A 24,955-nucleotide genomic window follows, 5' to 3' on the forward strand; every position below is an offset into this window, starting at 1 on the left:
GGGATTCATCCATTCCTGGCGCTTGCCTCGGCTTCAATCATCCCACGGTATGCGTCCCTCGGGAAGCCAACGGATTTAAACCATGAAAGTGAACCGGGTGCCGCATCCCCTGCGGCCCGTCATGGGCCGGGGGGGATGCGGCACCCTTTGCCGTCCCGCGTGTCAGGCGCGCCTGCGGTTGCGCAGCGCGAACGCGGCGCCCAGGCCGGCGAGCAGCATGCCGGCCGCGACGGCGGGCAGGACGCCCGTGCCGGTGGAGGCGAGCTGCTTCTCCCTGACGGTCACGGTCTCGTTCGGCTTGCGCGCGTCGCCATAGGAGACGAGCCTGCCCGTCTGGTCGTACACCTTCTCACGCCAGTAGTAGGTGCCGGTCTCCTTGACGGTCACGGTCGGCGAGTGGACGCCGTCCTTCGCGCCGACCTTGCCGGTGACGGTGATGAGCACGTCTCCCGACTGGTCTCCGTTGGCCTGCTTCCACAGTTCGAATTCGGCCTTGGCTGCCTGCTCGCAGTTCTTGAGCAGGAGCTCGTCGTGCAGGTCGGCCCTGCCGTTCTCCAACGTGACCTCACCCTGGCTCCTGGTGGACACCTCGCACCTGGGCGTTTCGGGCTTCCTGCCTTGGACGCGCACGATTTCGGATGCGAGGCCGAAAGCGTGCTGCACCCTGCCGTGGGTGAGCTGACGCCAGGCCAAGGCGGCGAGCGGATTATGGTTCTGGTCGCCGGTCAGGCTCGGTGTCATGACCCAATGCCAAGCGTAGGTGCCCGATTCGGTCAGGGTGAACGAGTCGGTCGTGTAGGTGCCGAACCTGGTGACGTCCTTGATGTCGGCCTCGTGAACCTTCACCGCGTTTTCGGGCACGGTGTCGGTCTGTTCGATCGCGGCGGACGGGTCGTCACTCACCTTGTAGAGGACGCCGTGGAAGTCGAGGCTCAACGGGGTGCTCTTCGCGGTCTCGCCTTCGGTGACGTTAGTCTCCGGGTAGGTGGGCCACACGTCCTTTTCGTTGGTCTTGGCGACGACGAGCTTGTCGATGGTGGTCTCCCCCGCCTTGACTTCCTTGCTGGACACCGTGGAGTCGAGCTTCGGGGTGAGGCGGAACATGACGGTCTCATCCGCGGTGAACGGAGCCTCATGAACATCCTTGGCGAACGGATAGTCCCTGGACGGTTCGATGCCGGTCTGGTTTTCCGTGTCCTGATCCTTGTTCGCGATGTCGAACACGAACGTGGCGTATCCGGATGGCAGGTTCGTCAGATTCACACCATCCTCGGCCTTCCATTGGGCGACAGGCTTGTCCTCGTCACTGCTGGAAATCAGGTAGTCGCCGGCCTTGTTCGTGGTGAACGTGGCGGTGGCGAGCTTCACGGCCTGCTTGGGCAGTTCGACGGTCTTGCCTGCGGCGGTATCCTTCTGAGCCTGTTCGGCCTGTTCGCGGGTCATACCACCGTAGATGGTGCCATTCACGGTAAGCGTGATCTGGTTGTCTTCCGTTTCCTTGCCTTCGCCCTGACCGTCCTTGGTGTGCAGCCAGTCCTGGGTGTCGACCTTGCCGTCACCGTTCACGTCGGTCACGTTGAGTGTGACCTTATCGCGGATGACGCTGCCCTTTTCAAGGTAGACGACATCGGTCTTGTCGGATGCCTGAGCGGAACCGATTTGCACGCTCGGACGTTCGGTGCCGTCGGCGCCGGTCACCGTGCTCTGATCGGTCTTGTAGGCGTCGCTCACACTCGACTTGATGGTCGGCTGCATGTTGCGCACGTGCTGAGTGGATTCCGCTTCGAGCACGTTGTCGGACCAGTCGTAGTCCGTGGACAGGTACTGCTTCATGTTGGCGTCCTGCATGTCGGGCGTGATCTGCCACACCCACGTGTACCAGCCGGTGTCCGGCAGGCTCGACGGGGTGGCTCCCGGGTGCGTCTTCACGAAGTCGGGGTCCATGGTGATGGAGGCGGCGTCCACGTGATTGGTGGCGCCGTCCCTGTCGCCGGCGGCGGTCGCGGTCGCGGCCTTCACCCCATCCTTGACGGTCGTCCGGCCTTCGACCGGCTTGTTCGCGAAGTAGTAGAGGGTGCCGGTGCTCTTGATGGTCGCGCCTTCAATCCAGTCGCCGCCCGTCGGGTCCACATGCCAGGTCAGATCGTCTTCGGGCGCATGCCCGTATTCGATGCGATGATCCGACTGGTCGGACTGGATGGTCGGCTTGAAGTTGTTCAGCACCTCGAACTGGATGTTCTCCGACACGGTCTCGGGATCAGAGGGACCCATCAGGTTCTGGTTCGGGGAGCTCAGCTTGACGGCCTTCGGGATCTTTCTCCATACGCTCCACGTCACTTTGCCGTTGCCCGTTGCCGTCCACGGAAGGTGGATCGCCTGACCTGTGGTGGTGCCGCTGATCGTGTTCGTCTTGGTCTGGTCGAACACGGCCGGGCCGTTCAGGGTCGCCGTGTACTGGATGCCCGCGATTTCGACGCCGTTCTCGGTCGTGATGCTCGGGGTGACCGTTCCCTTGCGTTTGCCGATGGTGTACTGGTATCTCATGTCGAGGTTCGAGGGCGTGTTGGCGACCGCCTCCGTCCACAGGCTGTTCATTTTGGCCGTGTACGTGTCCCAGCTGGTGCCGTCCTTCCAGCCGAGGCGTTCGATGCCCGACAGGTATTCGTTGCCCATCGGGTCGAGCTTCTGGTGGATGAGGCCTGCGATCGCGGCCTGCGTGAGGTCGTCCGTGTTCCCGTTGTACTTGTCGGTCAGCCATGCGAGCCGCTGCGCGTCCGGTTTCGTCTTCGCGTCGGTCCACTCGCCCCACGTGCCCGCCGTGCCCGTGTAGAGCGTGTCGGCCTGGATGCAGTACACGTTCTTCCCGTTGACCTTGTCGACCACGCCGAGCGACTGCTCCATGCCCTCGTACTTGTGTCCGTTGCTGAACGTGATCGTGCCCAGGTTCGCCCACAGGCCCGGGTTGCCGTTCTGGATGGAGCGCTCAAACGGATCACGCATGTCGGCCGCGTCCGCCGTGCCCGCGACGAGCATGCCCGCCGCCAGGGTGGCGGCTGCCGCGACGCCCGCGGCGAGCGTGCGCGCCCAGTGTCTGTCGTTATGAGTCGAACCCATAAGGATGTTTCCTTTCTGTCGGATAGGGGACGGCGTACGTCCGCCCCCGCACGCGCGTCTATGCGGGCCGGAAAGGCATGATCGTCCCGGGACATGGAAGAACGGCATGGGATTGGATTTGACGGTTTCTAGCCGAGCGCGTCCCTGACCTTGACGACGATGTCGAGCAACGGGGACAGGAGACCCGTCGGCCCGTACGTCCTTCGCAGCCGATCGTATTCGACGCACGCGTCCCGGACGGTCACGTCCCAGCCCTCACGGGCGATTAGCGGATACCGGCCGGCCGTGTTCAGGCTGCGGCGCACCGGCCCGAACATCAACCGGTATCGGAGCCATGCGAGACGCGGCCGCGCGGAATCCTCCAACGTTCGCGCCCGGTCGAGGATGAGCGTCGCACCGTAACGCAGCATGCAGGCGCGAACCGTCATGTCAAGGTCCTCCGCGTCGCCGGTCCGGTACGTCCACCCGGGGTATGGGACGCGACGGGAGCGCATGCCGTCCATCAGGCCGCGCCGTTCCCGCCCGGCCACGCATACGCTGGCGCTTAGGCCGGTGGCCCGGCCCATGACCATGAGCATCGCGGAATCCCCCGCCGTCCGCCCCATGACCAGGCTCCGCTCGGAATAGCGGAACGGGGACCGATCCCGTCTCCACGAGGCGTCCCGATGGAAGTAGCGCGCCGGGTTCGCGTCGAACACGCCGTGCCCGATGAGGAACGGCCGTATCGTGATATGCCCCTGTCCCGTCATGGCGGCCCATGGTACGCGCGTCCGAACCGGCCGGTCCCGTCGTGTCCCGTGATGCGGACGGGGGATGGCATCCCAGCCGGCCGCGTAGCCGACGGCCAGGAGCATGAGGCGCGGAGCCCACACGCCGCCGGCGGCGAACGGGGCGAGCACGGCGGCGAACAGGGCGAGACGCGCGGGCCATGGGCCGGGGCCCGCCGCCCGCGCCCACCGTTCCCGGCCCGCGTCCAGGAGCATGAGGGGGACGAGCCAGCGCAGCAGGATTCCCGCGGCCGGCCAGAACAGGATGACGATCGGGGTCATGCCTCCCGTATGCGTCCGTCCGGAACGCATACGGGAGGCATGCAGCAGGGGACGCCCGTCCCCGCACCCACAAGGAAAGGAAACCGTCATGACCGATCAGGAGCCGGGAGCCCAGCTCACCCAATCATACGAATCCCAGTCATACGCGCCGCAGGAGAGCAAGCGCCCCGAAATCACGACCGTCGCGTTCGGCGGATACCGGACGGAGGATGTGGACCGTCTGGTCGACCAGTACGAGGAGAGGATGGCCGGATACCGGCGCAGCCTCGCCCGGCAGATCGCGATCGCCGACAACCTGAGGAACCTGAACACGCGGCTGACCGCCCAATTGGAGGCCGCCTGCCGGGAACGCGACGAACTGCGCCACCGGGCGGAAAGCCCGTTCGAGGCGGCCGGCAAGGCCGCGCAGGACCTCGTCGACAACGCGAGGAACACGGCGCGCGACACGATCGCGGAGGCGCGGGCGCAGGCAAAAGGCATCCTCGACGAGGCGAACGCGAAGGCGGGGGACGTCGTCGCGTCCGCGAAGCAGACCGCCGACGGGCTCGCCGAGGAACACAAGAGGGAGCATGACAAGGCGATGGCCGACCTCGCCGAGCAACGCGACGCGTTGAAGACGGAGCACGCGAAGGCCATGGCCGACATCGAAACGCGCCGCAAGGACGCGCAGACCGCGATCGCGGAACGCGAACGACGGGCGGGGGAACTCGAACAACGGGCCAGAGGGACGGTGGACGAGATCCGGGAGACCCTGAAGAACGCGATCCGCACGCTCGACGACTGAAAACGAACGGGATCAAGGGGATGCGGGCATGCGGCCGTCCGGACCGTTTCGCCCGCATCACGATCCCCTCTCAAGCGCATACCGGGTGCGCATTCTCCCAACGAAACGCGAACCAAGCAGCCCCATGATGGCGTGAGACGTGGAGCGACCACCCGCAAGGATGGCCTGCAAGCCAGAACAAACCAGTTTGCAACGGACAAGACCATACCCGCGTCCATACGCCGGATCGGTCCAGCCCGGTTCGCCGCATGGACGCGGGTATGGTCGGGCGGACGGCGACGCCCAGGAGCATCCACGCCCAGACGTTGACGGGCGTCAGACGGCGAGCCTTTCGCGCACGCGGAGCGCCCAGTCGACCGCCATGGCGGCCTGCGGGGGCACGACCCCGTTGCCCAGGGCGCGCAGTTGGAGGTTCCTGTGATTGCCGTCCACATGCCGCCAGATCGCCGGATCGGTGACCCAGCCGTCCTCCAGGCCCATCATCCATTCCACGAACCTCGGGGATAGGTGGGCGGCCGACGGGAACCGGGGGCCTTCGAATCGGGTCTTCCAATAACCGAGCACGCTTTTGTCGGGCAGACGGGTCGCGGGGATCGGGATGTCCGGGTCCATGTCCTTGCAGCCGGGCCAGAACATGGGGTCGATGAGGCTCATCCCCCGGTCGGTTTCACGCCAGAGCGCGAGCATGCGGTCGCGCATCGGCTGGTCCAGCCGGGCTTTCGGATGCGCGTCGAACGGGGCGTGGCGGGCGAGCCAGTACGGTTCGAACAGCGTGGGGTCGTCGGCGTTCGCCCCGACCCAGCGGCGCAGGCCGCCGGTCGCCTGCGTGGGACAGGGGGCGGGACGGCCGGACACCCGCTCCCAGCGGCGGATCGCGGCGGCGAACCGGCCGAAGCGCACGCCCCGCCCGTCGTCCAGACCCCAGAGTCCCCCATGATAGGGGCCGGGCGCGGGGATCGCGCGCGTCCCCTGTTCGACGGCGCCGGTCATGCATGTCTGGTCGTTCCTCTGATTGCGGCCTTTCACGTCGCTGGCGCGCGGCGTGGGCATCATATCCACATCATCCGTCATCACGTCCTCCCTCAGGTTCCCGGTCGAATCGCGTCGGCTCCCGTCCCGGTCGCCGCGACGCAGGACGCGTTCCAACGCGGCCCCGTCGCGGGGCGCGATCGCATCCATGCAGTTCGGCGTGGCGAACAGGCGGGCTTCCGGCAGGATGTCGATGTCGTCGCTCTTCTCCGCCCAGTCGGCGACGGTGACCGCATGCCCCATGGCCGCGCGGCGTTCCGGGATCATCGTGCCCCCGTTCCACTCGTTCGACGTGGGCGTGGGCAGGTGGTCGATGTCGTCGCGCAGGTTCCGGTAGCCGGCGCCTTTTCCGGCGCGCGGCCGTTCCGCATCCGCATGCGGGGGCAGCATGTCCATACAGTTCGGCGTGCCCGGCAGTTCGTTTTCGCTCATGCCCGTCGTATGCGTTCCCATGATCCGGATCTCCCCCGCGTCGAGGATCGCGTTCACCAGGGCGACGCCCCGCCAGTTCTCCCCCGGCCGCCAGCAGCCGCGCACCGTATGCCGGGTCGCGTCCATCACCGTCGGCGTGGGCAGCCACAGATCGTCATCAGTCATGGCCACGGGTATGCGTCAGGCGGGGCAGGCGTATCGGATCATGGAAACGGGACGGTCCCCGCCGTTCCAGACCCTTAGTCTTGGCCGCATGGACATCATCCGCTTGACTTCCTCCCCCGCCTAAAGAGGCGGGAGTCTGCGCCACCCAAACAAAGATCAAGACTCCCAGTATTTCCTTCATGCCCGATCCTCCCCCATGCCAATCCAATCTCACGAAATCGCGGGAATGGCCGAACAAGGTCTTCCCCCGATGGTCACGAACATGGACGGGTGGTCGCCCATGTGGTCAAATACGCGAACGAGGCGGGGCGAGCCCATGCCGCTGCGATCCCGGTTCGGGTATCCGCTTTCCATACGAGGATCGCGCGATCCGGCTGGAATGGCGCGAGACGGGACCCGAAGGGCCTATGGACAAAGAAACCCGGCATGCCCGCGATTTCTCCATGCGCAACGAAGCCGACCATGCCCCGGGTCCTACAGGAGATTGATCGCATCCGCCAATCCGAGCTGCGCGCCCCGCCTCCGGCGGCGGACCGCATCCTCCGCTGTGCCCGCCTTCACGCTGTCGTACAACGCGTTCGGCGTGGGCAGCATGACGGCCGCCGTCCGCAAATCCGGCGCCCCGTCCCCGTGCACGCCCGCCCCGTTCGCATCGTTCGCCCTCGGGGTCGGCAGCTTCGAATCATGCTCCCTGACCTTCTCCGGGTCCATACGGCCCGGCAGGTCCATGAGACGCACCTGCGTGGACAGGAACGTGCTCCTGTCCAACGGGCGGCCCGACGTGGCCGGGGCGGCGAACACCCCGTCCGACTGCTTCGGCGTGTACAGGAACCCGTCGGCCGGGATCCCCGCAGCCTGCGCGGGCAGGGGCGCATCCCCCGTCCCATACGCCTGGCCCGGGCCGCCCTTCGCCCCGTCGGACGCCTTCGGCGTCGCCAAAACGGAACCGGCCGCCGGCTCCGGGACCTTCAGCCACGATTCGGGCACCGTATACACGCGGCCGGCGGCCATCACGCCGGACTTCGGCCACGCGTCCATGAACACGTCCACGTCCCCGAACAGATCCGGCTCGCCCGTCGTCCACACATCCCTGTCCGCATCCCACACGCCCCATGCGCGCCCCCTCGGCCTCATGGGCGGCAGTTGGGCGAGACGCCTCAGCCGGGCGTTCGACGGTTCGCGCGCCGACTTCGGATCGCGCGGCCATGCGGTCACGAAGATGCGCAGCCTGTGGTGGGGGGCGCCGATGTCGGCCGCCTCAAGGCCTCGCCACACCGCGTCGTAGCCCAGATTCGCCAGATCGCCCAGCACACGGCCGAGCGCCCGGATCGTGGGCGCCGTATGCACGCCGGACAACCGTTCGTCATCCGCCAGCACCATGTCGCCCCTCACCTCGAACACGCGGCGGCCGCACTGCCTGCACGTGACGGGCGAGCACCGCTCCGGATCCGCATGCAGGAAACCGCGCAGGACGACGGCCAGGGGCTGCGAGGTTTCCTCCTTGGGATCCGGGGCTTCGAATCCGTCGGGCAGTTCGAGGTCCGGAATTTCGCAGGAGCATAATCCGGCCTTGTCCAACGCTTCGGAGCGGAGCGCGTCCATGCGCTCGTCCTCCTTGGAGACGCTGATGCCGCTCAGGAGTCCGGCCACGTTCTCCGCGACCACGAGACTGGGGCGGATGATGCCGATTCCCTTGGCGTAGTCGAGCCACAGGCCGCTTCGCGTTCCCGCCTTCAACCCGGCACGGAACCCCGCAAGAGAAAGGGACTGGCAGCAGAATCCGCCGGCCATCACCTCGATGTCCTTGTATTTCTCCCAGTCGATTTTCGTGATGTCGCCCAATCGGCGGGCTTTCGGCGCGTGATGGGAGCCAAGGGCGAGAGGCCCGGGTTCGATGTCGGACCATCCGACCAGTTCCCCCTCGCCGATCGCCTTGGATACGCCGATGTCGAGGCCGAGATAGCCGGAGAACAGGGAAATCGTCTTGTATGTCTTGTTCTGCATACGCGGCTGTATGCGTTCCGAGGCATTCGAAAAAACCCGTCAGCCGTTGCAGATGACTTCGCTCTGGCGACAAGCTAAAACAAAGTCATCTGCAACGGATCAATCCTCGACGATCCCGTCGGGCGTCCATTCGCATGCATAATAGGGTCCGTTGTCGGTCATCCACCCGTCCTTCCCGTCCGCCGGACGCCCCTCGTAGCGGCTGATGTCGGCGATGGCCGGATCGTCGGTCTTGTGGAGGCGGATGAGGTCGCCCGGCTCCGGTTCGCGCCGTACGGCCTCGGGCAGCACGGCGTCCGGGTCGGGGAACGCGGAGCCGTCCCCGACCCAATGGTCGGTGCAGTCCGAGTCCACGATGTAGGATTCGCCCGCATCGGTCCTGCCGGCCAATGCGGGGCGGAAGCGCGACCATTCGTCGCCGTCCCGTTGGATCAAGATCCCGCCTTTGATGCGGTCGAGGAGGCTTGCGGGCAGGTTCTCCCAACCGATGATGTCCTCGTTCATGCCCGCGCGCATGCGTCCCCGACGCATGGCCTCCGGTTCCGCGGACGGGTTCGAGGACATGGTGCTCACGGCCGTCGACCTCGGCATCGGCCCGACGACCATTCCCATCCGACGGACGGTCCACAAGACGACGATCCGGCTATGCGCCGTCGCGGGGGCGCATAGCCGGATCGCATGGTCATGGACAGGAACAATCGAAGCCACCGGGCGAAGGGCCTTCCCCAAGGGTGTGCGGGCACCTTCGAGCCGGCGTCCGGCACGGCGGGCGGAGACGTCATGCCGCCCGCCGCCGAGGATCTCGACCCGAAACGCTACGGGCACAAGAGGGCCGTCAGGCTTGTGAACTGGCGGGTCGAACACGATCCGACCAGCCTGTGGCTGCAAGACCGGCTCAAGGCCACCATGCCCGGCGTGGACGCGGACGGCAACCCGTTCGACTACCGGGACGAGCCGGTGCTCGACCCGGCGGCCGAGGCGCGCATGATCGACGACGCGGTCTACCGGGAGGATGCGGACGGACGCCCGCACTACGGGCGGATCATGCGCGCCCTCGCCTCCTGGTATCCGAACGAGGCGGAACGCTTCGACATGGCGCGCAGGATCGCGGAGGACCGGTGCGACGCGCTGCGACGCAACGTGATCGGCGACCCGGCCCGATGCTACTCCGCCAGGCTCGTCGGCTACGCGCTCACCCGCCCCGTGCGCATGGAGGCGATCCTCGCCCGTCCGCCCTACAATCTGAGCGCGCACCGGATGCGCGTCGGCAAACGGTACATGGACCGGATCGGCGCGTACGCGCGCGAACACGGCGGACGACTGCCCGACAAAAGGCAGCGCGACCGGATCTGGGACGAGAACATGGGCGACTTCATCCACGAGAAGATCGCGAAGGGCGTCCAGTACGGGCGCGGCATGTACTATTCCGACGGGTCGAACGCGCGCCCCGAATACCATGGGCGCCCGCCCCGTCTGGACGCGGACGGGAACCCGTTCAACGCGCGCGAGGACTTCGAACGCATGCTGGCCGCCGGACGTGCGGAGCTCGGTCGGACGCCCGCCGAATTCGACGACGTGGTCAACAGGATGGACGCGCATGCGGCGTTCGCCCCGGGGGGCGCGGACGCGCACGCCGCATGGGCGGAGGCGCGCCGGCGCGGCCTGGACGTGCGCCTGGTCGAGGCCGCGCTCGACGTGGACGCGTCGGACGCGGCCGCATGGGAGGCGGAGTATCAGGCGAGCTCGGGCACCCGGTAGGTGCGGGGCACGGCCGCGCCCGCGGGCCACATGTCATGGTCGCGGGCGAACCTGACCGTCACGTTGACGACGGTCCCGGGCATGGGGCGGGCGAGCATCGCGTCCAGGCCCTTTTTGTCGCCGGCCAGCCAGAACACGAGGAGCGCGAGGTCCATGGCGCCGGCCGCGCATCCGGGCCTCGTCCCGACGAGCGTCGAAAGCGTGTCGCGCGCGGCCGTCAGCCGGCCGGGCCTGGGCGTGACGGGGATGGGACGGCGGCGCAGCACGTCCATCGCCTCCCCCATGCCGGCGGGCAGGCGCGGGTGATCCGCGGCGCGTGCGGCGAGCGTGCGCGCGTCGCACGTCGGGTCGAGGAGGGCGAGCGCCATCATGTCGCGTCCCCTGGGATCGTTCAGGCCGGCGGCGAGCCGGTCGGCGGTCTGGTCGTTCATCCACGTGCCCGCGCCGCCTTCGAGGCGCGCGATCCACTCGTTGGCCAGGTTCATGTAGTCTTCCATTGCCGTTCCTCCGTTTCGACGGTGTTGTGCGCCCCGGGTATGCGTTCCCCGTCCGTCAGAAGAGCGGGAGGCTTGCGGGGCGTTCGAGCCGGTCGGCCGTGAGCGGCAGGTACGTGGGGTCGAGCTCCGTGGCCGCGCACCGCAGGCCTTCCCGCCGGCATGCGTCCAGTGTGGTGCCGGAGCCGGCGAACGGGTCGAGGACGAGGCCGTGGGGCGGGCATGCGAGGCGGGCGAGCCATCGGGTCAGGTCCAGGGGTTTGACGGTCGGGTGGGCGAGCCGTCTTTCGCCCGCCGGCACGGTCAGGGCGAGCGCCGCCGTGTCGAGCAGGCACGCGGGGTACGCGTCCGCCCCGGATTCGAGTCCCAGGCGCGCGCAGCACGCCTTCCACGCCTTGTCCCGTGTCCGGGGGCGGACGATGCGTTCCAGGACGCGCACGGGCCTGTCCTGCGCTTTCGGGCAGTAGTAGAAGCGCGGCGCGTCCGCGGGCAGGAGCCGGGCCATGGCCTTGTCCATGAGGACGTTCGACGGGTGGCGGCCCGGTATGCGCGGCCCCATGGGCCTGGGCGTGTCCGAATCGCGGAACGTGTCGCCGCCGCGCGGCGCGTCCGGACGCCCCCCGGCGGTCGCGTTGAGCCGGTAGCGGCGCCCCAGCTCCCCCATGTCCGCGTCCAGGGCGCAGGCGGCCACGTTCAGGGCGCCCGTCCCGTGGTCCATGAGGTTGCGGCCGAGCATGGACTCGCGGGGGCGCTGGGCGACGAGGATCGGCTCCCATGCGGGTTTGAGCGCCGGGTTGAACCCGCGCCAGGGCCGCGCCTCGCGGGTCTTCGCCTCGTAGCGTTCCGTGTAGGCGACGTTGCGTTCCAGGGACGCGGAGTCGCGTATGACGCCGGTCCGGTCGTCCTTCACGCCGAGCGCCCGGTCGACCGCATGGTCGCCCCATTCGCCCTTCGGCATGCCGGACGCGTACAGCCAGCAGAACTGGTCGCGGATCAGCCAGCCCGCGTCCTCCATGGCGCAGGCGAGCCGGTGCCAGGTGCGGGGCGAGCCGAACACGAGGGCGAACGCGCCGGGGCGGACCATGCCGAGCATGGCCGTCCAGAATTCCGGGTCGAAGGCGATGCCGGTGGAGTCCCAGCGTTTCACCTCGCCCGCGGTGCCCAGGCCGAGCTCGTAGGGCGGGTCGGTGACGATCGCGTCCGCGGGCGCGTCGAGGAGGCCGGGCAGGCGTCTCGCGTCCGCGTTGTACAGGGTCAGGCCGTCATGGTCGATGAATGGTCTCATGGGCCCCGTGTATGCGTCCGCCGGGGCGGGCGTCGGGCCCGTATGCATTCCGGGCGGGCTGTATGCATCCGTATGCATCGGGGGATGCATACATCTTTTCTTTCCGTTTCGGCTTGTTTCCGACGTTCCGGGGATGGTCCGGAGGCGTGTATGCATTGTATGCATCATTCCCTTATAGGGGATTCGGGAAAAAGGAAGGAAACCCCATATATTGATGCATACAATGCATACAAGAGAAAGGAATTATATTTTTTCCTTTATATATAAGGGTTTTCGGGCCTTTTCCCAAGCCTTTTCTGTATGCATCCCCGGATGCATACAGATGCATACACGCATACAAAACGGGCCGGAAAACTTTACAATATTGTAAAGCCCCGGCCCCGGACTTTACAATATTGTAAAGTCCGGGGCCGGGGAGCCCGGCGAAACGGATCGGAGGATCGCATGGAAGACGGGAACGTGAAGGCGACGCTCGACATGCTCGCCGGACTGGGACTGGACGTGCGCGTGATGCGCGAGACGCCGTTCCTCGCCGTCGTGGAGAACCCCGCCATCCCCTCGCGCAGGGTCGCCGTCGCCGTCCCGGACGGGGACGGGCCCGCCCGGGCCGCCATGTTCGAAACCGACCCGCGCACCGGCCGCAACCGGCCGCACGGGGATTCCGCGGCCGTCCCCCGCGACGACCCGTGGCCGACGGTCGCCGGCATGTGCCGGACATGGCTGGCCGGGCTCGGCGCGCTCGGGGACGCCGCCGGGCTCACCCGGGCCGAACTCGCCCGCAGGACGGGCGTCGCGGCCACCAGGATCAGCGAATACGCCCGGCCGCGCCCCGGGCGCGCGGATCCCGCCAACATGACGCTGCGCACCGCCCGCGCACTGGCCCGCGCGCTCGGCGTCACCATCGACGCCCTGTACGACACCATGGCGATGCGCATCCCGGAAAACGGGCCGACGGCCCGACAGGCGGGAACATCCGATCCGGCCCGCCGGGCATGAAAAAAGGCCCGCACGGCACGTCGCCATGCGGGCCCGGGATGCGCCCCGGCTAGGGGCGGACGAGCAGGAAACGGTACGGGAGCGGATCCGTCTCGCCGCGCATCCACACGCGCAGCAGCGGCCACCCCGCGGCCCGCGCCGCCGACGCCGCATCCGACAGGTCCGAGACGGCGTCGACGATCAGGTTCGCGATCCCGTCCGCGGACACGAACGCGTCAGGCAGGCCCGGGATGCGCGCCGGCAGGCCGTCGCGCTCCATACGGTACAGCTCCCACACGTGCAGCACGCTCGCATCATACGGGTGCGCTTCCGGCCCCGCATGATCCGACCCGTCGCGCAGACGCCCGGCGGCCGCGAGGGCGGCCGCATGCGGCAGGATCGCGACGAGCCTGTCCGCACGCCTGTCGAACTCGCGGACCGTCATGCCGGACGGCATGTCACGGCTCGAATCCCACGCCACGTGCACGTTCAGGACCCCGTCGAACGTCTCGAACGGGGTCAGCTTCGAATCGGCTATGATACGCCCCCTCTTCCGGTCAGACGCCCATGCCCGCGAACGGGTCCGGGACGCCGGCCGCCGACGCGTCCGGCAGGCCGAACGCCGCCAGCGGGTCGGTTTCGCCGCCGATGCGCTCCCCGTCGCCCGTCTTGACGACCGCGTTCAGCATGGCGCCCACGCCCGAATTGTCCTGCCTGTACGGGTACAGCCAGATGTTGGCGCGCACGATCGCGCCCGAATACAGTTCGTTGGCGGTCAGACGTCGACGGTTCTGGTCCACGACCCAGCCCGCGGCGACGAGGTCGTTCTTCGTGCCGGCCTTCAGGATCCAATGGCCCTCATACTCCTTGTACACGTCCTTCTTCAGCTTGCCCACGTTGTCGCCCCTGGTGAACACGGCCGTGTCCCCGTCCTCGACGGGCAGGCCCAGGCGCTTCACCCAATCCGCGTCGTCCATGCTGTGCCCGGCGAACGGCGCGTACGACTTGCCGTCCCTGCCGGGTTCGCCGTCGATGCCGCGGCGGATCGCCTCCGTGCATTTGGCCTGCAGGTCGCGCATCATCTTCTGGGCGTCCGGATCCTTCTTGTCGAACAGGATGGACAGCGTGTACTTGCCGTTCTTCGGATCCGTGTCGAACAGGTGCGGGAAGTTCGCGATCCCGGGCACTGTCACGAGGTTCAGGCGTTCCGCCTGCTGGTTCTGGTCAGCCATCAATGGGCTCCTTTCCGATCATGGTGGGCCGCCCCACGATGGTTGCGGTCCGACGGTTCCCGTCAGCGTCCGGTATGCGTCCCCGGCTCACGCGCGGATGCTTTCCGGCCGGAAGCCCACGTCCTGGATGTCCGGCCCGTCGATGCGCACCGTCGTCAGCTCCCGCCCGTCGAACAGGGCCGCGTACGCGCCGTCCGCGAACGGGATGGAGTCGCCCGCGCACAGGGCGCCCGCCTCGTGGGCGAGCCGGCGCGCCTGCTCCCCGTCGCCCAGGTCCGCCAGCGATTCGATCCGGTCCTTCAAACCCCAGGCGCGCGCGTCGTCCTCCACGCCGCGCGCCCGCCCCCGCCGGCGGGCCGGCGGGGGCGGGACCACGTCCCCGCCGGCGGCCCGCATGGGCGCGAACGTGCCCGCATACCCCTGCGGCAGGCCGCCCGGCCTGTGCGCCCTGTTGTTCCTGTCCACGCTCATTCCAGCTCCTTCCGGTCGTCGTCCCGCATGCTATGCGCCCGCCCGTCCGGCCACGCGTAGCCGCGCAGACGGGCGGGGAAATATTTCAGGCGCGACCGGTACAGCAGCCACGTGCGCAGGAGGGTCGGTATCCCGTCCGACTTGCGCAGGTTGTGGCGGGCGCACAGGCCGACCAGATTGTGCCGGTCCGTGGCCCCGCCCCTCGACCACGGGTAATGATGGTCCATATGCTCGATCGGCCCCCGGCATCGCAGCAGGCCGAACAGGCCCCGATGCTCGCACCGGCCGCCCGCCGCCATGCGGATCCACGTCCGGTCCGCGTCCGGAAACAGGCGGACCGGATCCCGGTCGAACGGGTTGTCGGGCTTCGGCATGCGCAGGTTCGCGAGGGCCAGGAGCGCGATCAGGACGACGGCCGCGGCCAGAATCGGGACGAGGCGCGCGCCCGACGCGTCCCGGATCTGACGGAGCATGCGCGCCAGCCCCGCCGCACGCTCCCCCGCATGCCACGGGTCCACGGCCGTGTCCGCCGCGTATTCGGGCGAATCCTCCGCCAGGCCGGCCCTGAGCCGGCGGGCCAGGAGCGTCCAGTACGCGCCCGCCAGGCCGCCCGCGCCGGCCAGCGCGCCCGCCGCGTACGAGGCGACGCGGAGCAGACGGTACGCCTCCCAGGCGCGGCGGATCGTGCGCCGCACGCTCACAGCAGCCCGATCAGCCAGGACAGGAGCCGCCACACGGGGATGAGGAGGAACGAGCCCACGCCGATCAGGGCCGCCCACGGCGACCACCGGTCCGTGTCCGACGCGAACCGGTCGCGTTCCCTGTCCTCCGATTCGCGGCTCATCGCAACGCCTCCATGTCCCCGTCGGACGCGAGCCCCATGCGATTGAGGAGGCGCATCGCCGCGACCGCGTCCCCGTGCAGGTCCGACACCCATGCGGCGAGCGCGTCCCGGTCGGGCCGGTCGGGGAACAGGCCGGGCCAGACGCGCATGGCCGCGCGGATCACGCCCGTCGCCCCCTCCCGGTCGCCGTGCGCGTCCATGTCGAGGGCGCGCATGCCCGCCAACGCCAGATTGGCCGTCAACGCCAGGCCGGCCGTCCGCCGGGCGAACCCGATCTGCTCGCCGGCCGGATACCCGCCGGGCCAGGCTTTCAGCATGCGCGCGCGCATCCGTTCCACGACCAGCATCGTCCCCGCGTCATCCGCGTCCCCGTCGAGGGCGGCGAGCGTGCGGGCCGCCGCGTCCGCGTCCGACGGCGCGTCCTCCACGGACGCGTACCAGACGCCGTCCCCCGTGTCGGCGAGCAGGCCCATCGCGTCCAGGGCGACGGTGACGCGGGTCGCGTACCCCGGGTCCGTCTCATGCGGGTAGCGGGCCCAGATCTCGTCGGGCAGCCATGCGAACGGGAGGGCGAGCAGTTCCATGGTGCGCGGCGAATCCGGTCTGACGGCCATGGGTTCGGGTATGGGCAGCGGGCCCGTGCCGGGGGCGAGCAGCCATCCGGGCGGCGTGCCATGCCCCAGCTGGTAGGCGACGGCGGTCCGGTTGGCTTCGAGCAGTCGCGGGTCGGACAGGAGATACGGGTTGTGTTCGCTCATGCGCCCCTCCTATGCCGCGCCGTGTTCGCCCGCTGTTCGGCGAGGAACCTCCGGTAGTTCGGATCGTTGCTCTCGTCTGATATGTCGCCCCGCTGTTCGGCGCGGCTGAACCGCCGCTCCTCCGTGCTGCGCGCCCGTTCGCGTTCCAGGAGCGCGCGCGTCGCCTCGCTGTTCGACGCGGGTATGCGGATCGGACGGGCCGGCGTGGCGGCGCGTCCGGACGCGGGCCGGTTCGTCCGGCCGCGCCGCCGCATGTCGTTCAGGAGGCGTTCGCCGACGCGTATCAGCGTCCGCTCGTCCAACCCGTTGTTCACGGTCAGCTTGTAGCCTTTCCCGAAGCCGGCCAGGAGGGCGTTCTTCGACGGGGCGAGGGGCCGGGCGGGCGCGTCGGGGCGCGCCCCCGGACGGCCGGCCGGGGGCCGGGACGCGTCCGCCCGGCTCGCGGGGCCGTTCGCGGCGCGCATGCGCGACTGCGGGGAACCCTGGGCGAACGCGGGCCGGGACGGTGGGCGCGGGGCCTTCGCCTGCTCGTGGATGTCCTCGGCGAGCTGGCCGATGTCCTCGGCCGCCGTGTCGGAGCGCATGATCTTCCTCACCTGGCTTTCGAGCTCGTCGCCCCGCAGGGATTTCGCCAATTCGGCGCGCACCTTGTTCTCGTATCGGACGGTCGCCAGCCGGTTCTCGTCCGGGGTGGGACGGTTCGCGAGATATTCGGTTCTCGCCCGCGCCTCCTTGTCTCTGGCGGCGATGGCCGCCTTGTCCGCCTGGCTGGGCCCGTGCCCGCCGGCCGACCGGCCGCCGCCCGTCATGCCATGCATGGCCGGCCCCATGCCCGCCTTCACCCCGTTCATCGCGGTCCCGGCGAACCCGCCGCGCCCACCGTCCTTCATGGCCATGCCCGCGGAGCCGAGCGCCATGGCGGCCGAGCCGCCGGTCGCCACGCACACGCCCGCCGCGATCGCGGCGCCCGCGGCCATGGTCAGGCCCCGTTTCATGCCGTTGCCGAACCCGGCGAGCTGGGCGAGGCCGGGCAGGCTGAACGGGTTGCCGATCCTCCACACCTTCACGCACAGGAGCTTCACGGCCTTCACGTACAGGATCGGCAGGAAGATCGCCGCGACGAGCAGGCCCGCGACCCCGCCCTGCGTGTTCCCGTCCGCGTCGACCAGGCCCAGGAGGGCCATGCCGATGTTGGTGAACAGGATGCCGAGACTGCCGAACAGGGCGACGACCGTGGGGCCCGCCACCCATGCGAGCATCTGGACGAGCGCGTTGCCGACCGCCCGCCGGCCCGCGTCCGGGCTGACGGCGAGCAGGAGCAATGCGAGGAACAGGCCGAGCGCGGCCAGGCAGGCGACGAGCATGCTCAGCGTCTGCAGGCTGCCGCACAGCAATCCCCAGACGATCAGGTTCACCTCGCCGGCCACGCCGTTCAGGAACCCCTCCGACAGGGTGCCCAGGGAGCTTTTCCCGTGCTGCTGGTCGATGAGCCGGTAGGCGGCCGTGTTCTGCTGCATGTTCCCGCCGCCGTTCGTGAACACGAGCTGCTGCCAGCCGCTGGTCGCCGTGTTCACGTCGAACAGGAGCGTCAGGTTCGCGATCTCGCTGCGCTTGTTCGTCTTGTCCGAATCGTCGGTGACGGGCTTCGCCTTGTCCGCGTCGCCGCGCGTCACATAATACGTGTCGTTCCCGTCCGGGTCGATGCCGGTCAAAGCCGCCTCGCAGGAGGATGCGAGCGGCCCTCCCGCTTCCCGGCTGACGACGCCCGCCGCGGAGCCCGCCAGGGGTTTCCTCTCGATCGCGCCGACGAACTTGAAGCCCGCGCGCGCCTTGAACGAGCCGTCCGCATCCACCTTGCACACGTTCCACAGCATGACCCACCGGTCGAGCATCTGGGTGGTGGAATCCGCGGGCAGTTTCAGCGTGTACTGGACGCGCAGGTCCTTCGCCGTGCTCATCATGGTCGGCCAGAACGCGATCGCGTTCTGCTGGACGGCGTTCAAGCCGCCCATGCCCGCGGTCGTGATGTCGCTCATCGCCTTCGCGTCCGCGCCCGCACGGTATTCCAGGATCCGGCAGAACACGTTGCTCGCGTTCGCGCCCGCCCCGTAGGAGCCGCGCATCCACACGCGCAATCCGGTCTCCTCCCACATGAGGTTCACGCCGTCCGACATGGCGTTCCGGTTCTTGCGGGCCGCCTGGTTCAATACGGACGTGTACCGTCGGCAGGACGCCATGTTCGACTGGTCGGACGGGTCGGCGACCAGTCCGCCCGTCTTCTCCAACGCGCCGTTGAACGCCTTCGTGACGCCGCCGCCCGCCTCGTCGACCACGCTTTTCGCCGTGGACACCAGCCAGTACGGGGTGCCCGGGTACGCGTCCGTCGGATGGGCGGCGCTCGTCGCGCCCATCATGTAGAACAGGCCGAGCGCGAGGAACAGGCAGACGAGCCGTCTGGCGAGCACGCCCGCCCCCTGCCGCATGTAGACGGCGACGACGCCCGCCACGATGGCGACGAGGACGGGGATGGCGAGGAAGAAGCCGATGGTCGCCGGATCGAACAGGGCCTTGTAGATGCCGGCCGCCATCGTGTTCGCGGCCGGGCCGGCCAGGGCGATCGCCTTGTCCGACCCGGCCAGGACGCCGCCGTCGGCCAGGTTCGCGGCCGCCGCCCACATGCCGTTGCCCACCGCGTTCAGCATGTGGCCGAGCGAGTTGCCGATGGCGTCCGTGAAGTTGAGCATGTTCACGATCTTCGACGCGAAATCCTCGCGGCTGGTGCCCGATATGGTGGCCGTCGCCCACCGGTCGACGGGCAGGCAGTCGAGCGCCCTGCAGACCACGTCCGTGTTGAGCGTGTCCGCGCTGGCGGGCGCGCCCGGCGTGACGCCCGCCCCCTGCCCGCCGCCCGCGTCCTGCGTGGCGAGCACGATCATGTCCGACATGAATCCCATGCGGGATCCTCCTTCGTTGTCAGCGGTCGATCACGTGGTCGTGGAATTCGATGAGCTCGTAGCCGCCCGGATCGTACGGTTCGAGGCTTCCCGGACGGACGAACCGGCCGTCCATGCCGTGCCGGCGCGCCATGATCCGGTCGATGCGCCGCATGTTGCGCTCCCCCTCCACGCTGCGCCGGCGGACGAACAGGACGAGCGCGGCGACCATGCCCGCGGGGATCAGCAGGTACGGCCACCATTGGCCGGCGGCGGCCGGCAGCACGCGTACGAGCGTGGCGAGCGCCGCGCCCGCCACGGCGCCCGCCACGGCGATGAACAGGTTCGTGCTGGACACCCATTGGCGTCCGCCCAGGTGCAGTTCGTCGACCTGGGAGACGCGCTGGCCGCTGACCGACGTCAGATCGAACAGCATGATCCTACAGTCCGAACACCTGGGAGATGACGTTCAACACGATCTGGAACAGCATGGCGACCAGTCCGGCGGCGAACGGGAGGATCTGGGAGGGCAGGATGCCGCACAGGCCGAGCGTGATGCCCGCGCAGCACCATCCGACCGTGCCTCCCCCCTGCAGCGCCTGCCCGATCTGCGTGGACGGCCACCATTTGCGCAGGACGAGCAGCACGACGCAGGTGATGATCACGACCGCGCCGAGCAGGACGAGCAGGGTCGCGAGCGCCGCGTTGCCCGTCACAAAGCCGCACAGTTTCGCCACGCCGTCCATGATGGGCCGCACGATCTGGGGTGCGGCGGCGACTTCCACGCTTCGCATGGCTTCCATCCTTTCCTTCCGACGTCATGATGCACGCCCCCTATGCGGCATAGGGGGCGTGCATCATGCGAAGGAAAAGAATCGACGAGGACGCGGGCTGGCGCGCCCCCGACCCGAAACGCGACGGCGACCCGGACCGCCAGTTCTCGAGGCGCGCGTTCCGCCTCACCGGCCTGCGGCTGCTCAGATGGCAGCGGTGGATCGCGATCATGCTGCTCCTGATCGTCGCCTATCTCATGTCGAACCCGCCGGACGCGTCGAAGCCCGCCCCCGCCGCGGACCTCGATCCCGCGGGACGCGTCGAATCATGGGCGTTGACGGAGCAATGGCTCGCCAAGGGCGCGTTGGGCGCGGACGCGCGGATCGTCAGCTGGAACGGACAATCCCACGCCACCGTGTCGGACGGGTCCAAGGACATGACATTGAGCGTGAACACGCTGATCGTGGACTCCGCGGCCGGCTGGTGGCGGGTCAGGACCACGGTCACGCCCGACGGGCGCCTGTCCGGCTGGCCGAGCGTGGAACGACTCGGCCTGGCGGGCGCGGACGACAGGGGCGATACGGGCATGTGGAAGGACACGCTCGGACAATTGACCGCGTCCGACATGCTGGACACGACCGTGCGCAAATGGGCGGACGCGTTCATGGGCTCCGATTCGGACATGCTGACCGTGCTCGTCAACGATCCGGATCCGAACGCCTGGTATCGGGCGCAGGGGCTCGGCAAGGCGGCGGCGGCCACCATCGACGGGGGCGCCTACCTGGACAAGGGGAACGTGGACCGTAACGAACGCAGGTCGGACCGGGCGGCGCTCAGGGTCACCGTCACCGTCGCGCACGCGGACGCGGGCGACGGTTCGGCCGCCCAATCCCAATACTCGTACGATCTGCTGGTCGCCGACCCGGACGGCACGCCGCGCATCCTCGCCTGGGGGGCTCCCGGCACGGGCGCGACCCTCAGGGAGCATGGGAACCGGGCGCCCGGCGCGCGCCCCGCGCACGACGCGTCATCCGACACGTCCGCGTCCGCGGGCACGGGGGGCGCGGCGAAATGAGGGGAACGCATACCCGGGTCCGGCATGGGAGGACGGACATGACGGCGGACACGAGACGGGATCGGACCAGACTGCGGCGCGGGCGCGTCAGGCAGCGGCATGTCGCCCTGCTCCTCCTGTTCGCGCTCGCGGCGTCGGGCATGGGAGCATGGCTCGCGAACCCCGCGCCCGCGACGGCGGACACGACGGTCCGCGCCTCGATCGGCGTGCAGGGCCGTCCCGACCCGTTCCCCGCCGCGGACCGCGACCGGACGCGCACGGACCTGACGGTGGACGGCACATGGGATATGGGCGACCGGCCGGAGGGCAAGCTCACCATCATCCACGCGGACAATCCAACGGTCCGTGACCTGATCAACGGGCGCGACGAGGATCAGACTCCGACCGGATTCAATCCGGACCATGCGACCGGCGACACGGGCAACGCGTACGCGTACGGGCAATGCACATGGTGGGCGTATGTGCGGCGCACGCAACTGGGATTGCCGGTCGGCAGCCGGCTGGGGGATGGCGGCATGTGGGCCGATTCCGCCAAGGCGCTCGGCTATTGGGTGGATGATACTCCCCGACAAGGGGATGTGATCGTGTTCAGCCCGGCGCAGGTCAACAACGCATGGGGGCACGTCGCCATCGTGGAGAAGGTCAACGGCGACGGTTCCATCGAGATCAGCGAAGCGAACGTGAACGGGCAGGTCGGCCCGTTCCGACGCGCCATCGAGGCGAAACAGACGCATGCATACCAGTACATCCACTATTAGAAGAGCTCCCATTGTCCTGACGGTTCTCCTGCCAATCGTCATGCTCGCCATGCCGACGATCCCGGCATGGGCGGACGCCGCCGATTCGGCTCCAATCCACATGGCGAGCAGTGTCAGATCGTTCCCGAAACACTTGGTTCCGCATCGTTCGTTCAGTGAGGCCGTATCGACCGACGTGGACGGCTCATGGGGAGGCATCGAAACCCTGGACGTGCCGCATGCGGAAAGCCCCGAGGAACAGGCCACGCGCATCCAGGCCGAACAGGCGCGACAGTCGGAGGCCGCGTCACGCGCCGAGCCACGCACACCGGCCGTATCGGCGCCGACGACAGGTGACAAGGAGAAACCCGCCTCGGATACGGCCGCCGCCCTGGTCTCCTACGCGCTCCAATACCAGGGCGCGCCATACGTGTACGGGGGCAATACGCCTGCCGGCTGGGATTGCAGTGGTTTCACCCAATACGTGTACGCGCGGTTCGGCATCCAATTGCCGCACCCGTCCGGCATGCAGGCCACGATCGGCACGCCCGTTACTGACCCGCAGCCGGGTGATCTTATGGCAAACGCGGGGCATGCGGGCATTTACATCGGCAACGGTCTGATGATCCATGCGATGAACCCGGTCGACGGCACGAAGGTCACGGCCGTCATGCCCGGCATGGGATATTATCGCCTGCTCGGCTAGGGCACGCTATACTGTGTGGAAAGGGTCGGCGCGCGTTTTCCGGTTCTCTGTCCGAACGACGCGCGTCGACCCTTCTTTGTCACCGGTTGTTGTTGGCGTACGGGTTTTGCGTATTGCCTGATGTTACGGGCGGTTGGGCCGCCTGCTGTGGAGGCGCGTATTGGCCTGCGTCCGGCGGCGGGATCATGCCATTGCCGGTACCGGGCACCTGAGGCGGATACGGGTTCACCGGAGGCAACGGCCCCCGCGCCCGCGCGGCGGACGGTGTCCGGGTCGGAAGGATGGCCCGTATGGCGTGTTCCCGTAGTGGTTTTTGTCCGGTCAAGCCGCATCCTCCCGTCCGCATGCGGGTCCCAGGGGGCCGGCGGGCAGCACGATCATGACCTTGCGGCCCCGATCGTCCGCCAGGGCGGCCCGCATGCCCCGCCGTCTCGCCTCATGCAGGACGGACAACGCGAGCATGTCCGGATCCGATCCGTGCAGGACGGTGCGTTCGCCGCCGATGATGAGCATCGCCATCGCGCGTGTCTCCTTCGCCTTCAGTCGATGTTGCCGAGCAGTCGGGCGGCGAGCCGGTAGCGGCGGTCCATCCCGCGCGCCGCCGTCCCCGGATCCGCCTCCTCGCCCATATGCGCGTCCGTGTCCTCCAAAAGGATCCGCTCCCGTTCCGGATCGAGCCCGTAGCGGCCGGCGAGCGCACGGGAATACTGTCCCACGCCGTCCCCCTCCGCGATGCGTTCGCCCAACGCGTCCCATTCCTTCTCGTCCGCCAGGGCGAGCATGTTGTCGCGCCGGACCTGCTCGTTGAGCTGGCGGGCTTTGGCGAGCATGTAGGCGGCCGCCTCCCTGGTGCCGGAGATCTCCTTGCCGCGTTTCTCCTCATAGGCGCGGATCTCGTCCGGATGCCTCCGTCGATGCCGTTCGAACGCGTCGATCGCGTCCACATGCTTCTTCGACGGTTTCGGCTCCTGCCTCAACCGTTCGATCTCCGCGTCCACCCACCGGTCGAGTTCGCCGAATTCGGGATCCCGTTCGCGTTGCAGGTCGCGGCGGGCGAGCATGAACGCGGCCGCCTCCCGGTCCGACGAGATCGGGTCGCGGCGTCGGGCGACGAAAGCGCCCGCCTCGTCCGCATGCCCCGCCCGCCATCGGTCGAACGCGGCGGCCCACCGGCGGGTCGTGCGGTGTCTGACGTCCCGTTCCTCCAGTTCGAGCAGCCGACCGTAATGCCCCTCCATGAGGGAGACGAACCGGGCGTGCCCATCGTCCGTCACGGGCGTGGGCGCGGCGACGTCATCCGGGGCCGCGCCCGTGTTTTTCGCCTCGTATCGGCCGCCTTCGGGCGTGCCCTTCGGCTTGTGGCTCCTGTTGTTCCTGTCCACGGTCAAGACGCCGTTCCCCTTTCCTTACTGGTTCTTCCCGGCCACACAGCCGGCGAGGTAGGTGACGGTCTGCTGTTTCTCCCTCGGAGTCATCGTCAGACCGTATTTCGTTTTGATGCTGACGCGTTTCGCCATGTAGTCGCACCGGTACGCCTTGTTGTCCGGCATCCAGATGTCGGGCGCGCCCGTATGCTGCGTCAGGTATCCGGATCGTCCGTTCACGTCGATGCCGCTCCCCTTCGCCATGTTCGCCGGCCCGTCCGAGGCGAGGAGCACGTCCGGATCGTTCGCGTATTCGACGCGTTTCGCCTGATCCCAGTCGCGGGCGCCGGACGCCCAAGCGTCGTACAGGGACACCACATGGTCGATCTGCACGTCGGCGCTCGTCTTCACGCCCCGTCTGAACCCGATGGTCCCGCCCGTGTACGGGTCGCGCAGCGTGCCCGACACGACCCGGCATGAGGAGTCCTTCCTCACGCCGGTCATGTCACGGGCGAGGATCGTGTCCCTCGTGGTCGCCTTCCCGCAGCCGGACGAAGCCCAGCCGCCGAACCGCGTCTCACGGTCGTAGCCGCCCGGCCTGGCGTCCGCCGTGCCTATCCGGCCGGCCGCGTCCAACTGGGCCCGCCATGCGGCCGCATCCCCCGTCGGGGCCGTGTCCGGGGTTCTCCCCGTGCCCTTCGCCCCCGCGTCCGTCTCCCCGCCCGTATGGACGCCGAACAGGGAGAGCAGGCCCGACAGGCTTTTGGCATCCGGGTTGCGTCCCGCATCCCCCTTCTTCGATTCGGCCAATGCGGCCGTGGACGCGTCCGGGTTCCCGACGCCCAGCGTCTCGGACACGGTCCGCCAGCCTCCCGAGGAGACGAGCACGACGACAAGCACGCCCACCATGACCAGGGTCGCGATCATGGACAGCAGCTGCCGGAACGGGCCTCCCCCATCGCCACGTCGCAT

The 24,955-nt window shown here is 68.6% G+C and carries 25 protein-coding genes; 6 read left to right on the forward strand and 19 right to left on the reverse strand.

The features are described 5' to 3' along the window. Positions 1 to 162 precede the first annotated feature (162 nt). Together BLLJ_RS05175 and BLLJ_RS11425 are read right to left on the reverse strand one after the other, a co-directional pair. Positions 163 to 3,114 (reverse strand): VPLPA-CTERM sorting domain-containing protein, encoded by a 2,952-nt coding sequence (locus BLLJ_RS05175; RefSeq protein WP_013582699.1) that lies wholly within the window; start codon positions 3,112 to 3,114, stop codon positions 163 to 165. A 128-nt stretch (positions 3,115 to 3,242) separates the two neighbouring features. Further along, complete coding sequence (locus BLLJ_RS11425) at positions 3,243 to 4,193, reverse strand: hypothetical protein (protein ID WP_230595065.1); 951 nt, start codon at positions 4,191 to 4,193, stop codon at positions 3,243 to 3,245. A 58-nt stretch (positions 4,194 to 4,251) separates the two neighbouring features. On the opposite strand from BLLJ_RS11425, the gene BLLJ_RS05185 reads away from it, so the two are divergent. Then, entirely contained in the window at positions 4,252 to 4,947 is a 696-nt protein-coding gene (locus BLLJ_RS05185) for a hypothetical protein (RefSeq protein WP_013582701.1), read from the forward strand. A 315-nt stretch (positions 4,948 to 5,262) separates the two neighbouring features. Here the strand turns inward: BLLJ_RS05185 and BLLJ_RS05190 are convergent, their stop codons facing one another. The 3 genes from BLLJ_RS05190 to BLLJ_RS05205 form a co-directional block, all read right to left on the reverse strand. Further along, positions 5,263 to 6,573: a hypothetical protein gene (locus BLLJ_RS05190; RefSeq protein WP_126623115.1), complete on the reverse strand. Its 1,311-nt coding sequence runs from the start codon at positions 6,571 to 6,573 to the stop codon at positions 5,263 to 5,265. A 474-nt stretch (positions 6,574 to 7,047) separates the two neighbouring features. Next, positions 7,048 to 8,577 carry a DNA cytosine methyltransferase gene (locus tag BLLJ_RS05200; protein WP_013582705.1) on the reverse strand — a complete coding sequence of 510 codons (1,530 nt, stop codon included), beginning with the start codon at positions 8,575 to 8,577 and terminating at the stop codon, positions 7,048 to 7,050. Between the two features lie 99 nt (positions 8,578 to 8,676). Then, positions 8,677 to 9,141, reverse strand: coding sequence for a hypothetical protein (locus BLLJ_RS05205; RefSeq protein ID WP_230473328.1), 465 nt, complete (start codon positions 9,139 to 9,141; stop codon positions 8,677 to 8,679). A gap of 114 nt (positions 9,142 to 9,255) precedes the next feature. On the opposite strand from BLLJ_RS05205, the gene BLLJ_RS05210 reads away from it, so the two are divergent. Continuing rightward, a complete protein-coding gene (locus tag BLLJ_RS05210) occupies positions 9,256 to 10,335 on the forward strand; it encodes a hypothetical protein (protein WP_117754937.1) in 1,080 nt (359 codons plus the stop codon). Here the strand turns inward: BLLJ_RS05210 and BLLJ_RS05215 are convergent. Further along, complete coding sequence (locus BLLJ_RS05215; protein WP_013582708.1) at positions 10,311 to 10,832, reverse strand: hypothetical protein; 522 nt, start codon at positions 10,830 to 10,832, stop codon at positions 10,311 to 10,313. The two genes, BLLJ_RS05210 and BLLJ_RS05215, sit on opposite strands and share 25 nt — an antisense overlap. Positions 10,833 to 10,887: 55 nt before the next feature. Beyond that, complete coding sequence (locus BLLJ_RS05220; RefSeq protein ID WP_013582709.1) at positions 10,888 to 12,114, reverse strand: DNA methyltransferase; 1,227 nt, start codon at positions 12,112 to 12,114, stop codon at positions 10,888 to 10,890. A gap of 444 nt (positions 12,115 to 12,558) precedes the next feature. Between BLLJ_RS05220 and BLLJ_RS05225 the strand changes: the two genes are divergently transcribed. Then, positions 12,559 to 13,110 carry a helix-turn-helix domain-containing protein gene (locus BLLJ_RS05225; RefSeq protein WP_032743305.1) on the forward strand — a complete coding sequence of 184 codons (552 nt, stop codon included), beginning with the start codon at positions 12,559 to 12,561 and terminating at the stop codon, positions 13,108 to 13,110. Between the two features lie 49 nt (positions 13,111 to 13,159). Here BLLJ_RS05225 and BLLJ_RS05230 read toward each other — a convergent pair whose 3' ends face one another. The 9 genes from BLLJ_RS05230 to BLLJ_RS05265 form a co-directional block, all read right to left on the reverse strand. Next, on the reverse strand, positions 13,160 to 13,546 hold the full coding sequence (locus tag BLLJ_RS05230) for a hypothetical protein (protein WP_226784158.1): 387 nt from the start codon (positions 13,544 to 13,546) through the stop codon (positions 13,160 to 13,162). Between the two features lie 100 nt (positions 13,547 to 13,646). Then, a complete protein-coding gene (locus BLLJ_RS05235) occupies positions 13,647 to 14,321 on the reverse strand; it encodes an ssDNA-binding protein (RefSeq protein WP_013582713.1) in 675 nt (224 codons plus the stop codon). Positions 14,322 to 14,408: 87 nt separating this feature from the next. Next, positions 14,409 to 14,792 carry a hypothetical protein gene (locus BLLJ_RS05240; protein ID WP_013582714.1) on the reverse strand — a complete coding sequence of 128 codons (384 nt, stop codon included), beginning with the start codon at positions 14,790 to 14,792 and terminating at the stop codon, positions 14,409 to 14,411. Further along, a complete protein-coding gene (locus BLLJ_RS05245) occupies positions 14,789 to 15,493 on the reverse strand; it encodes an HNH endonuclease (RefSeq protein WP_230473322.1) in 705 nt (234 codons plus the stop codon). Before BLLJ_RS05245 ends, BLLJ_RS05240 begins: the two co-directional genes overlap by 4 nt. Further along, entirely contained in the window at positions 15,490 to 15,636 is a 147-nt protein-coding gene (locus BLLJ_RS11430; protein WP_226784160.1) for a hypothetical protein, read from the reverse strand. The genes BLLJ_RS05245 and BLLJ_RS11430 overlap by 4 nt, the downstream gene beginning before the upstream one ends. Further along, positions 15,633 to 16,394: a hypothetical protein gene (locus tag BLLJ_RS05250; protein WP_013582717.1), complete on the reverse strand. Its 762-nt coding sequence runs from the start codon at positions 16,392 to 16,394 to the stop codon at positions 15,633 to 15,635. The genes BLLJ_RS11430 and BLLJ_RS05250 overlap by 4 nt, the downstream gene beginning before the upstream one ends. Beyond that, positions 16,391 to 19,348: a hypothetical protein gene (locus tag BLLJ_RS05255; RefSeq protein ID WP_013582718.1), complete on the reverse strand. Its 2,958-nt coding sequence runs from the start codon at positions 19,346 to 19,348 to the stop codon at positions 16,391 to 16,393. The genes BLLJ_RS05250 and BLLJ_RS05255 overlap by 4 nt, the downstream gene beginning before the upstream one ends. Before the next feature lie 19 nt (positions 19,349 to 19,367). After that, positions 19,368 to 19,763, reverse strand: coding sequence for a hypothetical protein (locus BLLJ_RS05260; protein WP_013582719.1), 396 nt, complete (start codon positions 19,761 to 19,763; stop codon positions 19,368 to 19,370). Positions 19,764 to 19,767: 4 nt separating this feature from the next. Then, the gene (locus BLLJ_RS05265) at positions 19,768 to 20,130 is read right to left on the reverse strand and encodes a hypothetical protein (RefSeq protein WP_013582720.1); all 363 of its coding nucleotides are present in this window, start codon (positions 20,128 to 20,130) and stop codon (positions 19,768 to 19,770) included. Positions 20,131 to 20,186: 56 nt separating this feature from the next. Here BLLJ_RS05265 and BLLJ_RS05270 point away from each other — a divergent pair, with 56 nt between their 5' ends. Genes BLLJ_RS05270 through BLLJ_RS05280 form a run of 3 tightly spaced genes read left to right on the forward strand, consistent with a single transcriptional unit; the run spans position 20,187 to position 22,619 of the window. Further along, entirely contained in the window at positions 20,187 to 21,176 is a 990-nt protein-coding gene (locus BLLJ_RS05270) for a hypothetical protein (RefSeq protein WP_013582721.1), read from the forward strand. Positions 21,177 to 21,214: 38 nt separating this feature from the next. Continuing rightward, positions 21,215 to 21,934: a CHAP domain-containing protein gene (locus BLLJ_RS05275; RefSeq protein WP_231837331.1), complete on the forward strand. Its 720-nt coding sequence runs from the start codon at positions 21,215 to 21,217 to the stop codon at positions 21,932 to 21,934. Between the two features lie 40 nt (positions 21,935 to 21,974). Continuing rightward, complete coding sequence (locus BLLJ_RS05280; protein ID WP_032740823.1) at positions 21,975 to 22,619, forward strand: C40 family peptidase; 645 nt, start codon at positions 21,975 to 21,977, stop codon at positions 22,617 to 22,619. Positions 22,620 to 22,940: 321 nt separating this feature from the next. Here BLLJ_RS05280 and BLLJ_RS05285 read toward each other — a convergent pair whose 3' ends face one another. Genes BLLJ_RS05285 through BLLJ_RS05295 form a run of 3 tightly spaced genes read right to left on the reverse strand, consistent with a single transcriptional unit; the run spans position 22,941 to position 24,955 of the window. Continuing rightward, positions 22,941 to 23,138: a hypothetical protein gene (locus BLLJ_RS05285; RefSeq protein WP_013582725.1), complete on the reverse strand. Its 198-nt coding sequence runs from the start codon at positions 23,136 to 23,138 to the stop codon at positions 22,941 to 22,943. Positions 23,139 to 23,158: 20 nt separating this feature from the next. Next, a complete protein-coding gene (locus tag BLLJ_RS05290) occupies positions 23,159 to 24,001 on the reverse strand; it encodes a hypothetical protein (protein WP_013582726.1) in 843 nt (280 codons plus the stop codon). A gap of 24 nt (positions 24,002 to 24,025) precedes the next feature. Further along, positions 24,026 to 24,955: an HNH endonuclease family protein gene (locus BLLJ_RS05295; RefSeq protein WP_013582727.1), complete on the reverse strand. Its 930-nt coding sequence runs from the start codon at positions 24,953 to 24,955 to the stop codon at positions 24,026 to 24,028.

It is taken from the genome of Bifidobacterium longum subsp. longum JCM 1217, from assembly GCF_000196555.1.
In the GTDB taxonomy this organism is placed as follows: Bacteria; Actinomycetota; Actinomycetes; order Actinomycetales; family Bifidobacteriaceae; genus Bifidobacterium; species Bifidobacterium longum.